Raw genomic sequence first — 21,563 nt, forward strand, 5'->3', positions numbered from 1 at the left:
CACTTGTCTCCTCTGGTTTATTCCCGTGATTTTCGGGATGAAGCGTTGTTTTGGCGATTCACGTTCTTCTGATTAAGTAACCGGGGACGGGAGACCATCATCCAGTGCGGGAGCCGTATTAACGTATCCTTGTTGTCTGCCGGGATCAGGGGCGCAAGCGGACTCATATACGGAACGCCGAAAGAACGAAGGCTGCACAGATGCAGGATGAGGGCAATGCCTCCGATGATGATCCCGTACAGCCCAAATGAAGCGGCTAGTCCCATCAAGGGGAACCGCAGCATACGAAAAGCGATGGACATATTATAGGCAGGGAGAAGAAAGCTGGAAATCGCGGTAATAGACACGACAATCACCATTGCTGCAGATATGATGCCCGCCTCGACGGCTGCTTGCCCGATGACAAGTGTGCCTACGATAGAGACGGCTGCCCCGATGTACTTCGGCATGCGAACGCCAGCTTCCCGCAATATTTCAAAGGTCAATTCCATCATGAGTGCTTCGATAAAAGCGGGGAAGGGAACAGCCTCCCGCTGTGCTGCCAGACCGATCAGCAGTGAGGTCGGCAGCATTTCCTGATGGAACGTAGTGATGGCAATATATAAGGATGGACCGAACAGGGAGATAAAAACCCCGGTGTAACGAATAATCCGGATGAAGCTGCTGATGTCTGCACGCTGATAATAATCCTCTGCCGAATGCAGGAAGGATACAAACAGCGCAGGTACGACAAGCACAAACGGGGTTCCATCAATTAGGATAGCGACCTTTCCTTCCAACAGTTCGGCGGCGATGACGTCTGGGCGTTCGGAGTTGTACACTGTTGGAAAAGGGGTGAAAGTTTCGTCCTGGATTAACTCCTCGATATACCCGCTTTCGAGAATACCGTCTATATCAATATGATTCAATCGCTCATGCACTTCCTCGACCAATTTATGGTTCGCGATCCCCTTGATATACATGACAGCGACATCGGTCTTGGTCACGCGACCGATTTGTTTTGTTTCCAGCCACAGATTCGGATCTTTAATCTTGCGCCGGATCAAGGCCGTATTCGTGCCCAGTGTTTCCGAAAATCCTTCCCGCGGTCCACGAATGACATTTTCCGAGGCAGGTTCGGTGACACCGCGATCCTTCCATCCACGTGCGCTGACCACTATTCCCTTTGTCTCACCGTCAATCAGGATGATTGCATCCCCGGACAACAGAGCGTTATATAAGGTATCAAAGTCGGTAATATCCCGGATGTCACCGATGGTCAGAGCGTAATCTTTCAAAATCTGCAAGACATTGGAGGAGATTTGAATCCTGCGGTTCACGTCCTCAGACAGGCTGCTATCGAGCATCATCGACTTCATGATGAAGTCGGAGACTATATTTTTATCCACCAAGCCGTCGGTATAGAGGATCGCGATGATTTGGCTCCCGTCCTTGCCAATGCGAACTTCTCTGATGATAATGTCGGTGCTGTTACCGACGGTTTGTCTGATCTGCTGAAGGTTTTGTCCAAGACATGCACTGATCGGTTCCTCTGAATGTGCAGGTTGACTCTCGCTGTGCTGGACCTGGGGCTTTTTAACTTTGTTAAGGGGGTTGCTTTTACGAAAACGCATGAACGTTCTCCCTCTCCTTAAGGATTCTTTTAATCCAGTATGGGCGCAGAGGTCTCCTGATAAACTTATTGTTGGAATTTCATTGTAGAAGGCGGGTACAAATCAGAAGTGACGGCACCTTTATTGAATATGTAGAACCTGAAGGACAATTAAGGATTCGATAAAAAAACAGCCTGATTTCAGTGAGTCTCCACCGAAATCAGGCTGTTTTTTTAATGTAACTCCAGGGATCATCCTGTTGTTCCAAACCTCTATTTCTTCATACTAATCTGAAAAACATCTCCTGCCTCGCCGCCGAAAACAATCATCCCGCCTTTTGGGAGAGCGACTGGCTTATCTTTATTAAAGATAGAGGAGAACACAAGCATTCCTTTCTCATCGTAAACGACGAATCCTCCGGTTGCAGGAGCATCAACGCTCATCATTTTAGCAGCTGATTTGTCACCGATTTTGAACCATACGGCATGACCGCTATCCTCAATCGTGCAGATCGAAGTTTTTCCGCCGTAGATCGGATTAACAGCATCCTCACTTAGATAAGACTGCCCATCTATTGTCAAATACTCTTTGTTGTTCACGGTATGGAAGCTCAAATTGAAGGCATCCCTTCCGCTCATAACCGGAATTTCAACGGCATTTACAGCTGTATGCTCATCAACAATTTTAGTGCCTGATGCATAGCCGTTTTCACTATCCACAGCTATATTTTTGACTAAGATGGCAGGGGAGAGATAGAATAGCGAATTGATCTTTTCTCCCAACTCATAGTAATTTTTACCGTTTCTTTTTTCCCATGCGGCTTTGGTTGCCGGTTGCAGAGGATTGGCTTCAAGCTTCTGATATTCATAGGTGACCATAATCGTTTGCCCGATTCCAGGGATATCCACATATGAATCAAGCTTAATATAGGTATTTCCATTTGATTGTTTGTCAAAGCTTATCGTCACATTGCCATCGTTGTTTTTGAATTGTCCTTTGCCTGTATACACATAGGTTTGTGGCGGGATAATCCCCCCGACCAGAGCGGGAAGCTTCATCTCTCCGTTCTTCATCTCCACATCTATCGTTGTGCCAACTGCGCCGTATAATCCAGAATAAGCGAGCTGCTCCTCCGGCATGTTGACCTTCACAGATGGTTCAAAGGTTCGATCCGGCAAAATCTCTTTAATCTTGCCTTTGTCCTGCAAATATTCAAGTAGAACGTTAGATGCAAAAATACTATTGTAGATCGAACTCCCTCCCGATGACAGGACAGCGATTGAAATATTATGCTCAGGCAATGAAGTTAAGGCAGCATGATACATAATGGTATCCCCGCCTTTGGATAAGGCCTTGATGCCGTAATCATCAAACGGAGCCAAGCTAACGGCATCCCAGCCTAAACCATAGTTATAGATGTTTGTCTCCTCAGGTACCCATAAGCCATTTCTATATTCAGGATTTTGCATCGCGGTGGATGACTTCTCTGATAAAATATTCGTCCGATTACCGATCAAAACATCCCCGAAAATTGTAAGCTCTTCAGCAGTGGAGTAGAGCCCGCCTGCACCAATGACGTTGGCATTCTCAACGGGTAAAGCCTGTTCCATTGTAGGGTAATAGGTTTTCGCCAGTTTTTCTCTGTCAAAAGCACTAAGCGGCGTTTGGGTGGAGATTAATTTCAGCGGCTGGATAACCTTCTGATCCAGAAATTCGGTATAGCTTAAGCCGCTTACTCGTTCCACGAGGATTTCCAGCAGCTGAAATCCATCGTTACAATACACCGAATATTCGCCCGGGTTGGACTTTAAGCGCTCGGATTGAAGCCTCAGCAATAACTCATCATGACTGCGGGTATCATTGTCATCGAACAGCATGCTATTTGCATAATGAGTTCCGTAAAGCCCTGACGAATGATTCATAAGCATGCGTGGTGTAATTTTCTTATATCTTTCGTCGGCCATGGTAAAATCCCTGATATACGTGACAAGCGGTTGATCAATATCTATTTTGCCTTCATCAGCCAGCATCATCGCTGCTGCCGTTACATGCATTTTGCTGACGGAGCCGATACCAAACATCGTGTCCTTCGTAATTGGAGCGTTGGTGGCTTTATCCTGGACACCCGCGCTGTCCGATAATACAATCGATCCCGAATCCATAATGGCGTACTGCAAGCCGGTTACCCCATAGTCGGACACGATTTTTGCAGCCAGTTTTTGAGCCTTCTCCTGTACGGTTTCCTTGCTGATTTGTGCTGAAGCCGAACTCATGGGTATGACCACGAGCATAGCTGCCATTACTACAGTAATGATTTTCTTCATGATAACTTCCTCCTTAGGTTCCTTTACCGGAATTCACCGGGGTTTAATGGTCTGTATTCAGCATACAAGAGAGGAGGCTGGTATATGCAAAAACACCCCGAAACGCTAAAAAACAATCCCTAAACAACAGCTTGTTTAGGGATTGTTCGTTCAAAAGGGCAGCATGACCATATTGTGAAAGGTTTTTTGCTTGGTTTCAATAGTCATGTGGCCGCCATATTTATCACAGAGTCTGGCGATATTCATGAGCCCGATGCCATGATTCTCCGGGTTAGGCTTTTGGCTGCGCAAAGGAACGACTTCATTATCCATATGGTTAAGAATGTGTATGAACAGAGCGGATTCATGGGAAAATATCTTGATCACGACGTACCGGTCCTCTGCGATTTTCACATGCTTGGAAGCTTCAATCGCATTATCCAGCATATTTCCGAGTACGACACATAAGTCATAGCGATCTATCAATATCTCAGGAGAATACAAGTTCAGCTTCGTATCTATCCGAATGCCATTCGCTTGGCCGATGTTAAGCGTATTAGTAACGAGGGCGTCTATTACCAAGTGGCCTGTATTTACCCGCTGATAAGCGTCTTCGACTTTATTTAACGTCGTTCGGATATGCTCTAATGCTGCCGCTGGCTCATTTCGCTTAATACACTCCTCGATATAGAGAAACTGCTGGTTCGTGTCGTGAATTATTCTTTTGATCGATTTAAAGCTGTGTACAGTCTTTTCATAATTTGCATCCTGGTAGTCCATCTGCTGCTGCAGCTGGGCATTCTCATGCTTGAACTGGAATTTATCAATAATCGTATCAAAAATGTAGATGATCATCACGTTTATAAAAAGAAATCCAATAGCAGAAAGGAAATAATGGATGTTCATCTCATTGTAATTCGTGAGCACATTCAACTGGTAGATGCTGATGATAGGGACAAGTATAAATAATATATAATAACGATAATGCAAAGAGAAGCTTCTGCGTTTCGCAATCAGCCGGATAATCTGAATGACGGCAAACATAATCGTGAAGCTGAGCAGGGTGGCCTTGAATAACAAGCTCTGATTCTGTTCATTTACTGGATCAAGACTGGTTAGGTCAACCGAATCCAACAGATAAAAAAAATAGATCGAAATAAAATTAACAATAGACATTAACACACCATACAGCACAGTAAAAATGATCTTTGTTTTCAGTTCCACAGTATAGGCTAACGCCAAACTAAAGATGACCACTAAAGCCAGGATCGAAGAAATCACAAAGGAAACCGGAACGGAAATATAAACGTAACCAAGCACCCCGAAAATAATAAAGTATATCCACCGCTTTTGCTTTTGGGCAGATTTGTCGAACACTGAGTTAAAGAAATAAAGGATCTGAAGGCACATCACAACCTCAACACACACCCCAAACATCCAGTTGTTCGTAATCATCTCAATGGACCTTCATTATCATAAATTTGGTGTAACAATCCTTAACCTCTTTCAGTTTAGAGCGGCCGATCGGCAGCTCAATTCCACCCGACATAAGCACAACTCCGCTGGAGAACTTCCGCACATGAAGCAGATTGATAATAACGGAACGGTGGATTTGCAGGAAGTTGTTGTGTTTGAGTGCCAGAGCATAATCGGCAAGTATGCCTTTACTTTCATAGATTTGATTGAGGGTAATAAAATTCAGCTTACTCTTTATGGTTAGGCTTTTAGCTGCTTCGATCGCAATGATATCATCATGCTTCAGCACAACTTCTTCAAAGGCCGACTTGATGATCATAAACTTTTTATCAAGGGCTTGGAAGTACTGGCATAGCTTGATCATTTTCTCCTCCAACACCTGGGGAGTAATAGGTTTGATTAAATACTGGAAGGTCATTACGTCAAAGCTTTCCACCATATATTCCGGGTAGCTTGTCAGAAACATGATTTGTTCATCCAGGTGTTTTAGACTCCTTATTTGGCGGGCAGTCTGAATCCCGTTTATACCACCCATTTCAACATCCAATATTAATATGTGAAAAGGGGGTTCATTACGCTCATAATGAGAGACAAGCTGCTCCCCCGAGCTGAATTCCTCAATTTCAAAATCAATATTCACCTTGATCGACAATGCAGTCAACAAGCCTCTGACAATCTCCCTTTGCTTGTCCTCATCATCACAAATAGCCACTCGATACATAGTGGATACACCTCTCATTTCTAATGCCGTTTGTTCTAGGAACTTGTTCTAACTATAATACAAGCTTTCGGGTTTAAATGAATCATTTTTGGATGAACTGCAGATTTAAATCCCTCAAGTGCATGTGGAAACGAATCCTCTCAAATTCCTATGTATCAAAACTGCAGTATGAAAAGCGCACTGCCAGCAATTGCAGAACGCTTTTATTATTTCACCAGAATTTAATGAAAAGTGATTTGAGTCTTTGCATAATTTACAATTCAGCTATTTTGAATATGACAAAGCTGCTCATATTTACCTGCTGATTTCCGGCAAATGGTAGTAATACAGCATTAGTAGTACCTGTATTTGTGAGACGTATTGCATCACCGGCATTAATTGGAATGATCCCTTGCCCAACCAGATGTACATCATTTGCCGTGCTTGTGTTATTTCCGGAAATGGTTATGGATTGTTCAAAATTATTCACTGTGACTACAAAAGCAGCACCTGGTAGTAGAGGATCCCCTTGAATGTACAAAATGTAGTTAACATAATAAAATCCTGATTGCTCTGCTATTGCCGCTCTTGCACCAGCATCAAAAGTAAATCCTCTTTTCGGATCTGATATTAGTGAAGATAATGGTATAGAAACATTTGGAGGTATAACTGTTGGAGCTGCAGATCCTAACACCAAATCTGCAAAAGCGCTGGATAAGGTTCCCTGAGGGCCAGTAGATCCTGTTGGTCCTGCTGGACCAGGTAGTCCTTGGGGGCCTGTTGATCCTGCCGGGCCAGGTAATCCTTGAGGTCCTACTGGTCCAGCTGGTCCTAGTAATCCTTTTGGTCCAGCTGAGCCTGATAATCCTTGAGCTCCTGTTAGTCCTTGAGGTCCTGCTGGTCCTTGAGGTCCCGTTGATCCTTGAGGTCCAGCTGGTCCTTGGGGTCCAGCTGGACCATGAGCTCCTGATAATCCTTGAAGTCCCTCGGGACCTTGAGGCCCTGGTACTCCTTGGGGTCCCGGTAATCCTTGTGGTCCCTGAGGTCCCTGAGGTCCTTGTGGACCTTGAGGCCCTGCTATTCGGTTTTTCACGCCCATAATATCATCCCCTCTAATCGATATGCCGTTAGTATATATACCCAGGAGTTTATTTGTCTGGGCATATTTCAAATTGGGCAAATACCTGATTTTTGAAATGTGATGTTTATTTAGCGTAATTAATCATATTGTGGGTTATCACCTTAAATGGGGGCATCCTAATGTGGATAGAATGGTCTAATGATTCAGAACATATTGTTTTACCTAATAAATACAGTTTGCAACTGGGTGCGCAGATTCCTCCAATAATAAAATTTCACTTTGGTTCGTTTGAAACAGAAAGAGAATTGACATTAAGTACCCTAATAACTAAGAATACAATCGTTTTACCTATATCAATCAAACTCAATTTTATGATTCCTGATACACTTCCTTATGATTTAAGAATAGATGAGAATGGTCTGCATCTTGGCCCGGTAATTGCTATTTTAACTTCGAGAGTACATGTTTCCCCAGGCATTAGAACAAAGTACCTTGAATACCTGTGGGATTATAAGAATTTACAAGGATTAATTTACCTTTGTCCCTTAGAGGGGATTAATCCTGCGAAAACAGGAATAGAAGGTTACTACTATCAACCAGATGAATTAGGGAACACAGGAATTTGGAAGAAAGGGGTATTTCCATACCCTAATGTTGTCTATCGCAGGATTGGAGTAAACAGAAACGATAAATACGACCACTTGCTGGTTACTGTTGGCCAGAAGATCTTTAATCCAAGCTTTTTAGATAAATGGGCAGTTTGGAAGGCTCTTCAGGATAATCCTAAGATAAATCCCCATCTACCTAAAACAGCAGTATTGAGAAATGCAAAAGAGGTTATTTGCATGTTAAAAGACTATGGTTCAGTTTATCTTAAACCGGTGAGCGGCTCCTTCGGAAGAGGTATAGTAAAGATCGAATTAACCAGTAAGGGTTACCTGTGGAAGCATAAAAATACAAAAAAAAAGTTGAGTCAAAAAAAATTAATAAAGATATTGTGTTACCAAAAGAGGCGGCGGGCTTACTTGTTTCAGCAATCAGTAAGTTTGAAGGTCCATAATAAACACGTCGACTTTCGAGTTATAATGCAGAAAAACAATACACAAACCTGGAACTGTACTGGCATTATTGCTAGATATGGTATGAAAGGAAAGCACTACACCAATGATGTAAGTGCGCTGGAATTGGGAGTGGATGGGTTGAAAAATGCATTAAATTTAAATGATCAACAGATTAAACTCAAGACTCAGGAGATTCTGTCTTTATGTACTTTGGTTTGCGAAAACCTGGATGAGTTACATGGACCCTATGCAGATTTAGGGTTAGATGTGGCAATTGATACTAATTATAAGGTGTGGTTACTGGAGATCAATTTTAGGCATATGCATAACATCGCTGCACTAGTTGGCCAACAGAGTAGTATGTATAGTAAAGTAATAACACGACCGTTAGAATTTGCAAAAGCATTTGCCGGATACAGCACTCCATAAATATAGTTTATTATGGACAACGTTTTTTAGCTTTATCAACTTAATCTATCTTTAGATTACCGGTTTATTCTAACCGGTTTTTTTAACGTGCAGTAAGAACTAACGATGATACCCAAGTTAGCGTTTCATTCTTTAAAGATAGGGGTATATAAGCTATATTTTCGAAATATAACCGCAAGCAAGTCACAAGTTGGGAAGTGAGGGGCGTCATGGATTCTGCAGTCAACATCCTGCTCGTAGACGATCACCCGGAAAACTTGGTTGCCATTGAGGCCGTTCTCAGCGGAGAACCTTATCGTCTGGTTCGGGCATATTCCGGTATTGAGGCTTTGCGCTGTTTATTGGAAGAGGAGTTTGCCGTCATTGTCATGGATGTGCAAATGCCGGAAATGGACGGGTTAGAGACAGCCAGCATCATCCGGACCCGGGAGAAAACCAAATTCGTCCCCATCATCTTTATGACAGCCACCAGCAATAAAATGGAACATATCTTCGCAGGCTATTCCGTTGGTGCTATGGATTATATGACGAAACCCTTCGTTCCGCAAATTTTTAAATCCAAAATCGAGGGTTACGTCAGTATGTATGAAGCTAACAAAACCCTTCAGATCCAAAGTGAAATGTTGAAGAAACAAACGAGGCAGTTAGAGAAAACCAATCAGGAGCTGATCCAAGCCAAGGAAACTGCGGAGATCGCTTCCCGTGTGAAATCAGAGTTTCTGGCCATGATGAGCCATGAAATCCGGACTCCGCTTAATGGGATCATAGGCATGTCTGATCTGCTTCTTGCCTCCGATTTACCGGAAGAATATTCAGAGATGGCAGGGATCATCCATACAAGCAGCAATGCACTGCTTTCTGTCATCAACCATGTCCTCGACTTTTCAAAAATTGAATCCGGAAAAATGGAATTGGAGGAGGAACCATTCTCTCTTCAGCACTGCCTGATTGAAACGATTGATTTGTTTACAGCTAAAATCAGGGAACGAAATCTGGAAGTGGTGGTGCTGGTTGATCCTTCGCTGCCGCCATGTATAAAAGGGGACATGAATCGCCTCCGTCAGGTGTTGAATAATCTGGTGGGTAATGCCGTAAAGTTTACGCATGAAGGCAGTGTATACATAATGGTAAACAAGCTCGCGGAGACGGAGAATTCGCTGACGCTTGAGTTTATGATTAAAGATTCCGGGATCGGAATCCCTCCGGATAAGATAAACGAACTGTTTCAGCCGTTCTCCCAGCTGGATGCCTCAACTACACGTAAGTTCGGAGGCACGGGGCTCGGATTATCGATCAGCAAATCCTTGGTGGAACTAATGGGCGGCACGATCCGGGTAGAACCGTCGAATGAACCCGGCGCAACATTCATTTTTACAATTGCAGTCAAGACGCTCATGAGCCCAGTTCAACCTCCAGACGAGTCAGATCGGAAGCCGCTGCAAACGGATGCTACGACCGACAACCATACGCCGGCTCCGATTCGTGTCCTGGTTGGAGAAGATGACAACGTAAGCCGGAGGCTAATGAAACAAATGCTGGAAGCACTCGGCTTCTTTGCCGATTTGGCGGAGAACGGTACAGAGGTACTGGCAGCTTTGGAACAAACGCCTTACGATCTGCTTTTCCTCGATCTCCGTATTCCCTTTAAAGAGGGCTGGGAGACTGTACAAGATATCAAAACGAAAGTTATAGACAAACAAACTGTGATCATTGCCATGACGGCTAACGTTTCTAAGGAAACGATGCAGCGGTGTTTGTCCTCGGGCATGGACGATTTTATCGCCAAGCCTGTTCGATCAGAAGATATAAAACAGGTCATTCAAAAATATGTGATGAAAAAGGGGCAGTGTTGAGTTTATGAGCAATCAAGACCAAATCAACGAAACGAGCGACGATCAAATTGTCGTCGGCGAACTGCTCAACGCCTTAATGGCGATGAAGAAAGGCAACTTCTCCTACAGAATGCCCTATGACCGTACGGGTATGGCTGGAAAGGTAGCGGATACGTTTAATGAGATCATGGATATTCAGGAAGCTCTGGTGTCTGAAGTCCAGACAGTAGCCAAGGTTGTCGGAAAAGAAGGGAATCTTTCGAGAAGGTTTGTGCAGAAGAATCTGGGTGGATCATGGGAAACAATTACAGATTCGTTAAATGGTCTGGTCATCGACTTGATTCAACCGACGAGTGAGATGGTCCGGGTTATTAACGCCGTAGCCAAAGGCGATCTGTCTCAGAAGGTGGAGCTTGAAATCGAGGGACGAGCTCTTACGGGTGAATTCCAGAGAACGGCAAGCAACATTAACATGATGGTGAATCAGCTCAGTACCTTTGCCTCCGAGGTTACTCGTGTGGCGCGCGAGGTCGGTACGGAAGGTATCTTAGGCGGCCAGGCAGACGTCAAAGGGGTGTCAGGCACCTGGAAAGATCTTACGGACAGCGTGAATTATATGGCGACAAACCTCACGGATCAAGTGCGTAATATCGCGGCGGTAACCACTGCCGTCGCCAACGGTGATCTGTCAAAGCAAATCACGGTTAATGCGCGCGGAGAAATTCTCGAACTCAAGAATACGATTAACACGATGGTGGACCAGTTGTCCATGTTCTCCTCCGAGGTTACTCGTGTGGCGCGTGAGGTTGGCACAGAGGGCAAACTCGGCGGGCAGGCGGACGTTAAAGGCGTATCCGGCACTTGGAGAGATTTAACCGAAAGTGTTAACTACATGGCGTCCAATCTGACTAACCAAGTGCGCAACATCGCAGTTGTTACGACTGCGGTCGCAAATGGCGACCTGTCGAAGAAGATTACTGCTGATGTGCAAGGCGAAATCCTGGAGCTTAAGAACACCATCAACACAATGGTGGATCAATTGTCGACCTTTGCTTCCGAGGTTACCCGGATGGCGCGTGAGGTCGGTACGGAGGGGATACTCGGCGGGCAGGCGGATGTTAAAGGCGTATCCGGCACATGGCGGGATTTAACGGAAAGCGTTAACTACATGGCGTCTAACTTAACCAACCAGGTGCGTAACATTGCGGAAGTGACCACCGCCGTTGCCAAGGGCGATTTGTCGAAGACAATTACCGTTGATGCGAAAGGCGAGATCCTCGAATTGAAAAGCACAATCAACATCATGGTGGACCAGCTCAGCAACTTTGCCTCCGAGGTTACCCGGGTGGCTCGGGAGGTTTCAACGGAAGGAATCCTGGGCGGGCAAGCGGACGTTAAAGGGGTATCCGGCACTTGGAAGGATTTAACTGACAGCGTTAACTTTATGGCTGGTACGCTGACCGATCAGGTGCGCAATATCGCTGAAGTGACGACTGCGGTTGCGAAAGGGGATCTTTCCAAGCAGATCACGGTTAATGCGAAAGGCGAAATCCTTGAGCTTAAGAACACAATTAACACGATGGTGGAGCAGCTTTCCACCTTCGCTTCCGAGGTTACCCGGGTGGCGCGCGAGGTTGGTACCGAGGGCATGCTGGGTGGACAAGCCCAAGTTAAAGGCGTTGCAGGGACATGGCGGGATTTGACCGAGAGTGTAAACTATATGGCTTCGAACTTGACCAACCAAGTGCGCAACATCGCCGTCGTCACTACGGCCGTCGCAAACGGGGACCTGTCCAAGAAGATTACGGCGGATGTCCAAGGCGAAATCCTCGAGCTCAAAAATACCATCAATACGATGGTGGACCAACTTTCTATGTTCTCTTCCGAGGTTACGCGTGTGGCGCGGGAGGTAGGTACGGACGGGAAACTGGGCGGACAAGCGCAGGTTAAAGGGGTTGGAGGGACCTGGAAGGATTTAACCGAAAGCGTTAATAATATGGCCCGGAATCTGACGGACCAGGTGCGGAACATCGCGGACGTTACGACGGCGGTAGCAAAGGGTGACCTGTCCAAAAAAATCACCGTAGACGTCAAAGGCGAAATCCTTGAACTCAAAAATACGATTAACACAATGGTGGACCAGCTCTCGACCTTCGCCTCCGAGGTTACGCGCGTAGCGCGCGAGGTTGGCACAGATGGAAAACTCGGCGCGCAAGCGGAAGTTAAGGATGTTTCGGGTACGTGGAAAGATTTGACCGATACGGTTAACTATATGGCCAGTAACTTGACTATTCAGATGCGCAACATTGCCGGCGTTACAACGGCAGTTGCGAACGGGGACCTGTCCAAGAAAATCACCGTCGATGTAAAAGGTGAACTATTGGAACTGAAGAACACGATAAACACGATGGTAGATCAACTAAATTCGTTCGCATCCGAGGTTACGCGGGTGGCGCGGGAGGTCGGTACGGACGGCAAGCTGGGCGGACAAGCTCAAGTACGCGGCGTCGGCGGAATCTGGAAAGATCTCACCGATAACGTTAACATCATGGCGACCAATCTGACAGATCAGGTACGCGGGATCGCCAAGGTCGTGACCGCAGTTGCAAACGGCAACCTGAAGCAGAAACTGACTGTAGAAGCCAAAGGCGAAATCGCCGAACTCACGGACACCATCAACAATATGATCGAGACGCTGGCCACCTTCGCCGACCAGGTGACTACCGTAGCGCGGGAAGTAGGTGCCGAAGGGAAGCTGGGCGGACAAGCGAACGTGCCTGGTGCAGCCGGTACTTGGCGCGATCTCACCGACAATGTTAACTACATGGCGAGTACGCTGACCACTCAGGTACGTGCGATCACCAATGTCGCCACAGCGGTGACGAACGGTGATCTGTCACGTGCGATCGACGTATCCGCATCCGGAGAAGTCGCAACGCTGAAAGACAACATTAACGAAATGATTCGGAATCTGAAGGAAACGACCCGGATCAATACCGAGCAGGACTGGCTCAAAACCAACCTCGCCAAATTCTCACGGCTGCTTCAAGGACAAAGAGACTTGTATGCGGTCAGCCGTATGATCCTGTCCGAGCTGGCTCCGCTCGTGTCCATGCAGCATGGTGTCTTCTACATCAATGAACCGTTTAACGGCGAACCGGTGCTGAAGCTGTTTGCCAGCTATGCTTACCAAAGCCGCAAACATTTGGCGAACGAATTCCGTGCCGGGCAAGGCTTGGTCGGCCAGTGCCTGATTGAGAAACAGCGGATCCTGCTCACTAACGTGCCAGGTGACTATGTCGTGATATCGTCCGCTTTGGGAGAAGCAGCCCCTCTCAACATCATTTTGCTGCCGATCATATTCGAAGATCAGGTGTTGGCGATTCTGGAACTCGCTTCCTTCCGGCCATATAGTGATATCGACATCGCCTTCTTGGATCAGCTTACGGAATCCATCGGAATCGTGATTAACACGATGCAGGCGAACCAACGTACGGAGGAGCTGCTGATCCAATCCCAATCACTCACCGAAGAGCTCCAAAAACAGCAGATGGAGCTGCGGAATACGAACGACGAACTCGAAGATAAAGCAAAGTTGCTCGTGCTGCAGAAGGCGGAAGTGGAAAGCAAAAATCATGAGGTAGAGGTGGCCAAACGATATCTGGAAGAGAAAGCGGAACAGCTTGCCCTCACGTCCAAGTACAAATCTGAATTTTTAGCCAACATGTCGCACGAACTTCGTACCCCGCTGAATTCCTTGCTGCTCTTGGCAGAACAGCTTGCCGAGAACCCGGAGGACAATCTTCACGAGATTCAGGTGAAGTTCGCGAAAACCATTCAGGACTCTGGACTCGAATTACTTAATCTTATTAACGATATTCTCGATCTGTCCAAAATCGAATCAGGCACAATCACGCCAGATTACAGCGATGTATCTTTGGCCGAACTGACAGACGGGCTCGACCGTACCTTCCGCCACATGGTGGACGCTAAGAAGCTTGACTACCGTATCAAAATTGATCCCGGCGTGCCGGCAAGCTTAGTGACGGACTTCAAGCGGCTTCAGCAAATTTTGAAAAACTTGCTTTCGAACGCCTTTAAGTTCACGGAGCAAGGGCAGATTATGCTTCAGATCCGGAAAGCGGGCGAGGGCTGGCACCAAGAAAATGAATCGCTGAATCGTGCTAAAACGGTCATTTGCTTCTCTGTCAGCGACACGGGGATCGGCATCCCGCATGAGAAACAGCAGATCATTTTCGAAGCCTTCCAGCAGGCAGACGGCAGCACGAACCGGGAATATGGCGGAACAGGCTTGGGACTTGCAATATCCCGGGAAATTGCCGAGATGCTGGGTGGAGAAATCACCCTGTACAGTGAAGTGACCAAGGGAAGCGTATTTAATTTGTACCTGCCAACTGAAGCAGAATTCACGGAACCGGAGACCAAGAGGATACATGTTCCAGAGGTGATTGATATCACCCCGCCCAAACGCAGAAGCAACCTGGGCAGAGCGGCGGAAGACACTTTGATTGACGACCGGGATAACATTGAGCCGGGTGACCGTGTATTCCTGATTGTGGAGGATGATCAGAAGTTCAATGAAATTATTCTCGATCTTCTCCACAAAAAAGGAATCAAAGCTGTCATTACGGCCAGCGGCTGGGATGTCCTGGAACTCGTTCAAAAGTACAATCCGATCGCCATAACGCTGGATCTGCATCTTGGTGGGGATACGAACGGTTGGCTGGTACTTGATCAGCTAAAGAACGATATCCATGTGCGGCATATTCCGATTTGCGTCATGACCGTTGACGAGGACGAAGTGCTTCTGCTGCAGAAGGGGGCTCATGATTACTTCCGGAAACCCGTGACGAACGAAGAGCTGGAGAATGCTTTGGATCGTCTGAACCAATTCGCGGACAAGAAGGTTCAAAACTTGTTGGTGATCGTCAATGATGAGCAGGAGCGCAAGCAAATTGTCGACCTGCTAAGCAATCAGGATCTCAAGATTACGGCAGTGGACACAGGGCGCAAAGCGTTGAACCAGATCAACACAAAAGATTTTGACTGTGTCGTGCTGGACAACAGTTTGCCGGATATGAATCTTATCCGGTTCGCCCGGGATATGTACAAGAATGCCAAAAACAAAAGAGTTCCCGTCGTAGCCCGCCTGAGCAAGAAGTTGACACCTGCGGAGGAGAACGAGTGGGATGAGTTAGTCAAGATGGTGGTTCTCAAAGAGGTGAAATCGAATCTCCAATTGATTGATGAAACGACTCTCTTCCTGCACAGTAAGGCGGAGAACCTTCCGTCCGGCTCAAGGGAAAAGCTGGTCAAACTGCATAATTCGGATGAAATGATCGAGTATAAGAAAGTGCTTGTTGTGGATGATGATATCCGTAACATTTTTGCACTCACGTCAATTTTAGAACGCCATCAAATGAAAGTCATTCCTGCTGAGAACGGCCAGGATGCCATTAACCTTCTGGAACAGAGTCCGGACATCGAAATCGTGCTGATGGATATCATGATGCCGGGAATGGACGGTTACGAAACAACCCGCGCTATCCGGCAGAAAGAGCAATTCAAGAACCTGCCCATTCTTGCACTCACGGCGAAAGCCATGAAGGGAGACCGGGAGCTGTGCCTCGAAGCCGGCTGCTCGGATTACATCACCAAACCGGTCAACAGCGCACAGTTGTTATCTATGATGCGCACATGGCTAGACCAATAACCCATACGTTCGACAAGAAAGCCCTCGTCTTAAAGTTAAAGACGGGGGCTTTTAGACTGCCAACTAAACGATTCCCAAGAACACAATATAACTAATTTCCAGACCGATTGGCCCATGGAAGAACTGCCATCGGAATAAACAGGTGATTATCGGAGGCTATCTACTTCTCCAAATTTATATTACCTGAAGCTGAGTGTACACTCAGTGTAGAAGCTTCCGTATTAGCTATGCCTACCGTGCCCTTCAGGCTTTGGCCGCCGCCATCCGTGTGAATCTCTGTGGATGCTTCGATGCCTAAATTGATCTTGCCAGTTTGGGTAGATGCATCAATCTCCCCCGTGAAACCGTTGACGGTGATATTGCCTGAATCAGCGTCCAGCATGATTGTCTGTCCCTCGCCTTCAAAGGTAATATTGCCGGAAGCTGTGGCCAAACGGATGGATTCAAAGCTTTGTTCCGGCAGCTCCAGGTATACGGTCTCATTCTTTAAATGGATGAATCCGGATGCCGGTTCAGCGTTAACCGTAAGCACACCCGCCTCCAGCGCCGCCGGCAGCCCGCCATTCGTTTTCATACGGAGCTTCACTTCTGAATCTTTGGAACGGCTCACCTTAATGGATTGTCCTTCAGTTTTCACTTCAATCTGCTGCACCCTGGAGCCCTCGAAAGAAGCTGTTTTCTCCACGGTTTTGTCCCCGCAGCCCGCAAGTACGAGGATCAGGAATGCTGCCGCGATGAGGACAAACCATTTGTTGCCTTTATATTTTGTCATATGGATCTCCTTCTTATTGATAAATTACCGGTCTGTAAGAGCCGGATGGTTATGCCTGCAACGAATAAAAGAACAGTCAACATGAGATAAAGCGCAGTGTTCCTTTCGAATATCCCCAAAAAGTCAAGTGAGGGCACATGATTGAGCGGTCCCACATACCACCAGAGCAAATAAATAACCTCAAACAGCTTCTTTGAGCCGCCTAATGTGCCCAGTGCAAGCGCCAAAGTCGGAATAAAGAGGATACCCGTTCCCCAAGCCAACAGGGAAGCCATCTGACCCTCCACGATAATGCGGGTGATTGCACCTGTCGAAAACAGCAAGGTGATGAGGACGCCAGAGAGCCATTCCGTCAACCACTTCACCAGCGGCGAACTGCTGGACAAGATAAGTTCAGTGGTAAAATTATGTTTATCCCGCGTACCCAACTGCGACCATAAAGCAAGAGGCCATATCATAATAAAGGGCAGCCAGTTGTTTATGGAGTTTGACGTAATCAGCATAGGCCCCAAAATGAGCGCTATGGCGGGCAGCGTCCACCACAGGGACATGCCTTTCAGCATAAGCTTCAGCTCGGCTTTGACCCGCCCGGGCAACCTTGCACTCTTCACTTTTACTGCTGGAGACAGCTTCAGCGAGACACTGTGTTCTATGCGCGCAAGCGGCAAAGGTGTTGTTTTTTCCTTGCCCGAAGCAAGTAGAGGATGAACTTTGGATGAGCTTTCCGAGTTTTCAAAACGCCGAAATAGCAGGGCAGAGAGGACGACACCTACTATACCCGCAGCTATCCAGACTAGCCGGATTAGGATAAGCGAATGATCCCATGCTACGCCTTCCCACACAAACGTGGAGATCGGGCCTTGTGTCGGATAATATCCAAAGCTTCCGCTCTCCTCAATACTAGAGAGGGTAGGATAATGCTTAGCTGCACTATGGGCCATCGTTTTCAAAATACCGTTGATGCCGAACAAATCCCCCCAATCGCTTGGCGCGGCAATGGACATCACACCGATAGCGATCCATAGGCAGAAGAACAGCACATTTCCCATAACTCCCTTCAAACCGGGAAACACATCAAACAGGACGGTTAAAGAAGAGAGCAGAAACAGGGAGGGGAAGGTTAAATAAAAAAAGGGAGCCATATAATCCATCAGCCGGAGTTGGGAATCTTCTGCCCTCAGCAGTTGCATGGCCATAAAGGCCACCAGCAAGACAGCTCCAATCACCAGCATTACCACAAAATTGGCCGCCGCCTTACTAGCGATATACCTGATTTTTCGGACAGGGGTGGAGGCAATTAACGGCCCGAGCTTCAGGCGCACATCTCCCGATATTTGGCTTCGAAGCATGAAAAAACCGAATAGCCAAAGCATCATTGTGGACAGCATTGCCGCAAGCCCGCCCAGCCAGGCCGAGTTATAGATCCCTCTGACTCCGCCGATATAAAAGATTTCATACCCGGCAGCAGCATCCGGTACGCAGGCATAGCCGGCAAACACACTGATTCCTATGACGAGCAGGAAGGAATAGCTGCGCATCTGACTTTTCAAATTGCTTTTGATTAAATAAAAGTAGGCAGAGAGCGTTCGGATCATGGCTGAACTCCTAACGAGGACACTGTATACAGGTACGCATCCTCCAGTGAAGCGGGCAGCAGGGTGGCGTTTGCGCTGGGGCGCAGATCAGAAACGATCCGGGTGTGGATGCCGTCGCTGCGCTGAATGGCGCTGCTTATCGTGTATTTGGCCTGCATGTCCGGCAGGGCGGAGGCAGGCAAGACACAGTTCCAGACTTTCTGCTCCACACTCTGAATCAAGTTCTCCGGTGCCGCATGCTTGACAAGCCGTCCCTTAGCCATCAGAGCGATGGAGGGAGCGATGGACTCAATGTCGGTCACGATATGTGTGGATAAAATAATGATTCTGTTCCCCGATAAGCTGGACAATAAATTGCGGAACCCAATTCTTTCACCGGGGTCCAACCCGACCGTAGGTTCATCGACAATGAGCAGCGACGGATCATTAAGCAGGGATTGGGCAATGCCCACCCGCTGTCTCATGCCGCCCGAGAACCCGCCGAGTAATCTCTTCCGGTCATTTGAGAGATTCAAGATTTCCAGCAGTTCGTTGATTCGTGACCGGGCAGACTGGGCGGATAAGCCTTTCATTGCCGCTATGTATTCCAGAAATTCAAGCGGGGTCAGATTCGGATACACACCGAAATCCTGTGGCAAATATCCCAGCTCCTTCCGCAAACCCTGCGGCTGTCTGGCAATATCCACACCGTTCCATTTGATGCTCCCTTGACCGGGTTTCTCAATAGTCGCTAGCATCCGCATTAATGTGGATTTACCTGCACCATTGGGGCCAAGCAGTCCGGTCACACCCTGTTTGAGCTTCAAGGTAATGCCGCTGAGGGCCTGCTTTGCGCCGTAGCTTTTCGATACCTGTTCAATCTGTAGTTCCATCTCTATTCCTCCGTCACAATCCAATTGCCATACCATTCCTTGGCGGCGTAACATAAGATTAGCCCACAAAAGTAAAAACAAAGCAAAATTGCGGTTAAAAGGAAACAGCAGGGAAGAGAAATTCCAAAAGGAATGATAAACTGAGAGAGTACTTATGCACTCAGGGAGGAAATACTGTTGCTGAATGACAATATGAACGCAGAGAAAATTCTACTGGTCGATGATGAGCTGGGGATTTTGACTTTGCTGGAGATTTCGTTGAAGAAAGAGCGCTACCATAACATCACAAGCTGCTCAACCGGGGAACAAGCATTATTTTTCGTGAAAAATCATACCTATAACCTGATCCTGCTGGATGTAATGCTGGGGGATGTGAATGGCTTTGACCTGTGCCGTGAGATCCGCAAGCATACGGACACACCTATTATTTTTATCACCTCCTGCGCAAGTGATTTTGATAAATTGACCGGGCTCGGGATCGGCGGGGATGATTATATTACGAAGCCTTTTAATCCGCTTGAGGTCATTGCCCGGATCAAAGCTTTGTTCAGAAGGCAGAATCTCACCCAAGCCTCTTCTTACGGGAATTCGGAAGGTACCGGGGACAAAGAATACAATTACGGGCGTTTTATTCTGAGGCCTGCGGACGCCGCATTGATCGTGAATGGACAGACTGTGGAATGTACGGCCAAGGAGTTGGAGCTGCTCAGCTTCTTTTGCCGGAACCCGAACCGGATCTATACGACCTCTCAAATCTATGAACTGGTATGGGGCAGCCCCGGGTATGGCGATGAGAAAACAGTCACTATTCATATTTCCAAGATCCGGAGAAAGTTGGATGACAATCCGAAAGCCCCTGAGCTGATCATTAACCTGAGAGGGATCGGTTATAAATTTGTGCCGCCGGTCAAGGGAACCTGAGATGAAAACGGGATTTCGGTTCAGTGTCCATTTTGCCATCGGATTAATTGCCTGGATGCTTGGACTCGGCATTACCATGATGATTACCGTGGATGTGCTGTTTCCTCTGCTGGGCCTTCTGGAAGGGCAGGAGTATTATGATCTGTACATTCTGGCGGTATTTGTACTTAATATTACCGGATGCAGCGTACTGTTCGGCTGGTATTTCGGGAGTCCGTTAAGATTCATGATGTCTTGGATTGCTTCCTTATCGGGCGGGAATTTCGAACCTCCGCCTGCGGCACAGAGCATCTTCAAACGGAACCAGAAACTCAAATCCAGATACCGGCTGTACAGTGAATTGATTGTGAACATCGAGTCGCTGTCCGCCAGCCTGAAGCAGTCCGAACTCGAACGCCGCAAGCTTGAAGATAACAAAAAAGATTGGGTGGCCGGCATCTCGCATGATCTCAAAACACCGTTAACGTATGTCACGGGATACTCAGCTCTGCTTCTGAACGAGGAGTATAGCTGGAACGCGGATGAACAGCGGACATTTCTGCAAGAAATCCAGTCCAAAGGGCTGCATATGGAGGAATTGATCAGCGACATTAACCTCTCTTTTCAGATGAATGAGGATCATGCCTCCTTCCCCATGCATTTTGGCACGCTGGAGTTGATCGGATTCCTGCAGCGGCTGATTGCCGATGTTGGCAATGATCCGAGAGCGGTGTCCTACCTGTTGAGCCTGGAGGCAGAGATAGAGTCGCTGGAGCTTGTTGCTGACGAGAAGGTGCTCTACCGGGCGCTGCAAAATGTGCTGATGAATGCTGTACTTCACAATCCGGCAGGCACTGCCATTCACGTGACTGTGCGGCGGGAAGGGGAGGAAAGTGTGAATATCATGATTTCCGACAATGGCACTGGTATGGACGAAGATACGCTGAACAATCTGTTTCAAAAATATTACCGCGGAGCAAAAGGCAGCTCCCATAAGCTGGGAACAGGACTAGGTATGGCTATTGTAAAAAACCTGATCCTCGCACACGGGGGCTTCCTGACTGTAGATAGCGAAGTAAGTAAAGGAACCACATTTCATATCCGTCTACCTGTCCGGGAGCATGAAAAGTCTACTTGAGCTTGAGAGATCAGTTGAAATTTTAAACAAGATATGAAAAAATAAGTTGCTGTATCAAACCCGGAACTTCCATGAGCA

Annotated in this window: 14 protein-coding genes; 6 read left to right on the forward strand and 8 right to left on the reverse strand. The window is 47.1% G+C overall.

Features of this window, described 5'->3' with window-relative positions:
• Positions 1 to 17: 17 nt before the first annotated feature.
• The 5 genes from NST07_RS17110 to NST07_RS17130 form a co-directional block, all read right to left on the reverse strand.
• Positions 18 to 1,613 carry a spore germination protein gene (locus NST07_RS17110; protein ID WP_341378673.1) on the reverse strand — a complete coding sequence of 532 codons (1,596 nt, stop codon included), beginning with the start codon at positions 1,611 to 1,613 and terminating at the stop codon, positions 18 to 20.
• A 251-nt stretch (positions 1,614 to 1,864) separates the two neighbouring features.
• A complete protein-coding gene (locus tag NST07_RS17115) occupies positions 1,865 to 3,916 on the reverse strand; it encodes a serine hydrolase domain-containing protein (protein ID WP_341093283.1) in 2,052 nt (683 codons plus the stop codon).
• A gap of 150 nt (positions 3,917 to 4,066) precedes the next feature.
• The gene (locus NST07_RS17120) at positions 4,067 to 5,350 is read right to left on the reverse strand and encodes a GHKL domain-containing protein (protein ID WP_342479827.1); all 1,284 of its coding nucleotides are present in this window, start codon (positions 5,348 to 5,350) and stop codon (positions 4,067 to 4,069) included.
• 1 nt (position 5,351) lies between these two features.
• Positions 5,352 to 6,092 (reverse strand): LytTR family DNA-binding domain-containing protein, encoded by a 741-nt coding sequence (locus tag NST07_RS17125; protein WP_342479828.1) that lies wholly within the window; start codon positions 6,090 to 6,092, stop codon positions 5,352 to 5,354.
• Between the two features lie 253 nt (positions 6,093 to 6,345).
• Positions 6,346 to 6,765, reverse strand: a complete 420-nt coding sequence (locus NST07_RS17130; protein WP_341378676.1) for a hypothetical protein — start codon at positions 6,763 to 6,765, stop codon at positions 6,346 to 6,348.
• 50 nt (positions 6,766 to 6,815) lie between these two features.
• Here NST07_RS17130 and NST07_RS17135 point away from each other — a divergent pair, with 50 nt between their 5' ends.
• From NST07_RS17135 to NST07_RS17150, 4 genes are all read left to right on the forward strand, one after another.
• Positions 6,816 to 7,172, forward strand: a complete 357-nt coding sequence (locus NST07_RS17135) for a hypothetical protein (RefSeq protein ID WP_342479829.1) — start codon at positions 6,816 to 6,818, stop codon at positions 7,170 to 7,172.
• 159 nt (positions 7,173 to 7,331) lie between these two features.
• On the forward strand, positions 7,332 to 8,642 hold the full coding sequence (locus NST07_RS17140; protein ID WP_341093287.1) for a YheC/YheD family protein: 1,311 nt from the start codon (positions 7,332 to 7,334) through the stop codon (positions 8,640 to 8,642).
• 209 nt (positions 8,643 to 8,851) lie between these two features.
• Positions 8,852 to 10,495 carry a response regulator gene (locus tag NST07_RS17145; protein WP_341093288.1) on the forward strand — a complete coding sequence of 548 codons (1,644 nt, stop codon included), beginning with the start codon at positions 8,852 to 8,854 and terminating at the stop codon, positions 10,493 to 10,495.
• Positions 10,496 to 10,499: 4 nt separating this feature from the next.
• On the forward strand, positions 10,500 to 16,208 hold the full coding sequence (locus tag NST07_RS17150; protein WP_341378681.1) for a HAMP domain-containing protein: 5,709 nt from the start codon (positions 10,500 to 10,502) through the stop codon (positions 16,206 to 16,208).
• Between the two features lie 160 nt (positions 16,209 to 16,368).
• On the opposite strand, the gene NST07_RS17155 is transcribed toward NST07_RS17150, so the two are convergent.
• Genes NST07_RS17155 through NST07_RS17165 form a run of 3 tightly spaced genes read right to left on the reverse strand, consistent with a single transcriptional unit; the run spans position 16,369 to position 19,447 of the window.
• Positions 16,369 to 16,980, reverse strand: coding sequence for a DUF4097 family beta strand repeat-containing protein (locus NST07_RS17155; RefSeq protein WP_341378682.1), 612 nt, complete (start codon positions 16,978 to 16,980; stop codon positions 16,369 to 16,371).
• A complete protein-coding gene (locus NST07_RS17160) occupies positions 16,977 to 18,575 on the reverse strand; it encodes a hypothetical protein (protein ID WP_342479830.1) in 1,599 nt (532 codons plus the stop codon). Before NST07_RS17160 ends, NST07_RS17155 begins: the two co-directional genes overlap by 4 nt.
• The gene (locus NST07_RS17165) at positions 18,572 to 19,447 is read right to left on the reverse strand and encodes an ABC transporter ATP-binding protein (RefSeq protein ID WP_341093295.1); all 876 of its coding nucleotides are present in this window, start codon (positions 19,445 to 19,447) and stop codon (positions 18,572 to 18,574) included. Before NST07_RS17165 ends, NST07_RS17160 begins: the two co-directional genes overlap by 4 nt.
• A gap of 192 nt (positions 19,448 to 19,639) precedes the next feature.
• Here NST07_RS17165 and NST07_RS17170 point away from each other — a divergent pair, with 192 nt between their 5' ends.
• Together NST07_RS17170 and NST07_RS17175 are read left to right on the forward strand one after the other, a co-directional pair.
• Positions 19,640 to 20,368: a response regulator transcription factor gene (locus tag NST07_RS17170; protein ID WP_341097675.1), complete on the forward strand. Its 729-nt coding sequence runs from the start codon at positions 19,640 to 19,642 to the stop codon at positions 20,366 to 20,368.
• Between the two features lies 1 nt (position 20,369).
• On the forward strand, positions 20,370 to 21,485 hold the full coding sequence (locus tag NST07_RS17175) for a HAMP domain-containing sensor histidine kinase (RefSeq protein WP_342479831.1): 1,116 nt from the start codon (positions 20,370 to 20,372) through the stop codon (positions 21,483 to 21,485).
• Positions 21,486 to 21,563 lie beyond the last annotated feature (78 nt).

The sequence above is a fragment of the Paenibacillus sp. FSL L8-0340 genome, from assembly GCF_038593145.1.
Lineage (GTDB): Bacteria > Bacillota > Bacilli > Paenibacillales > Paenibacillaceae > Paenibacillus_AQ.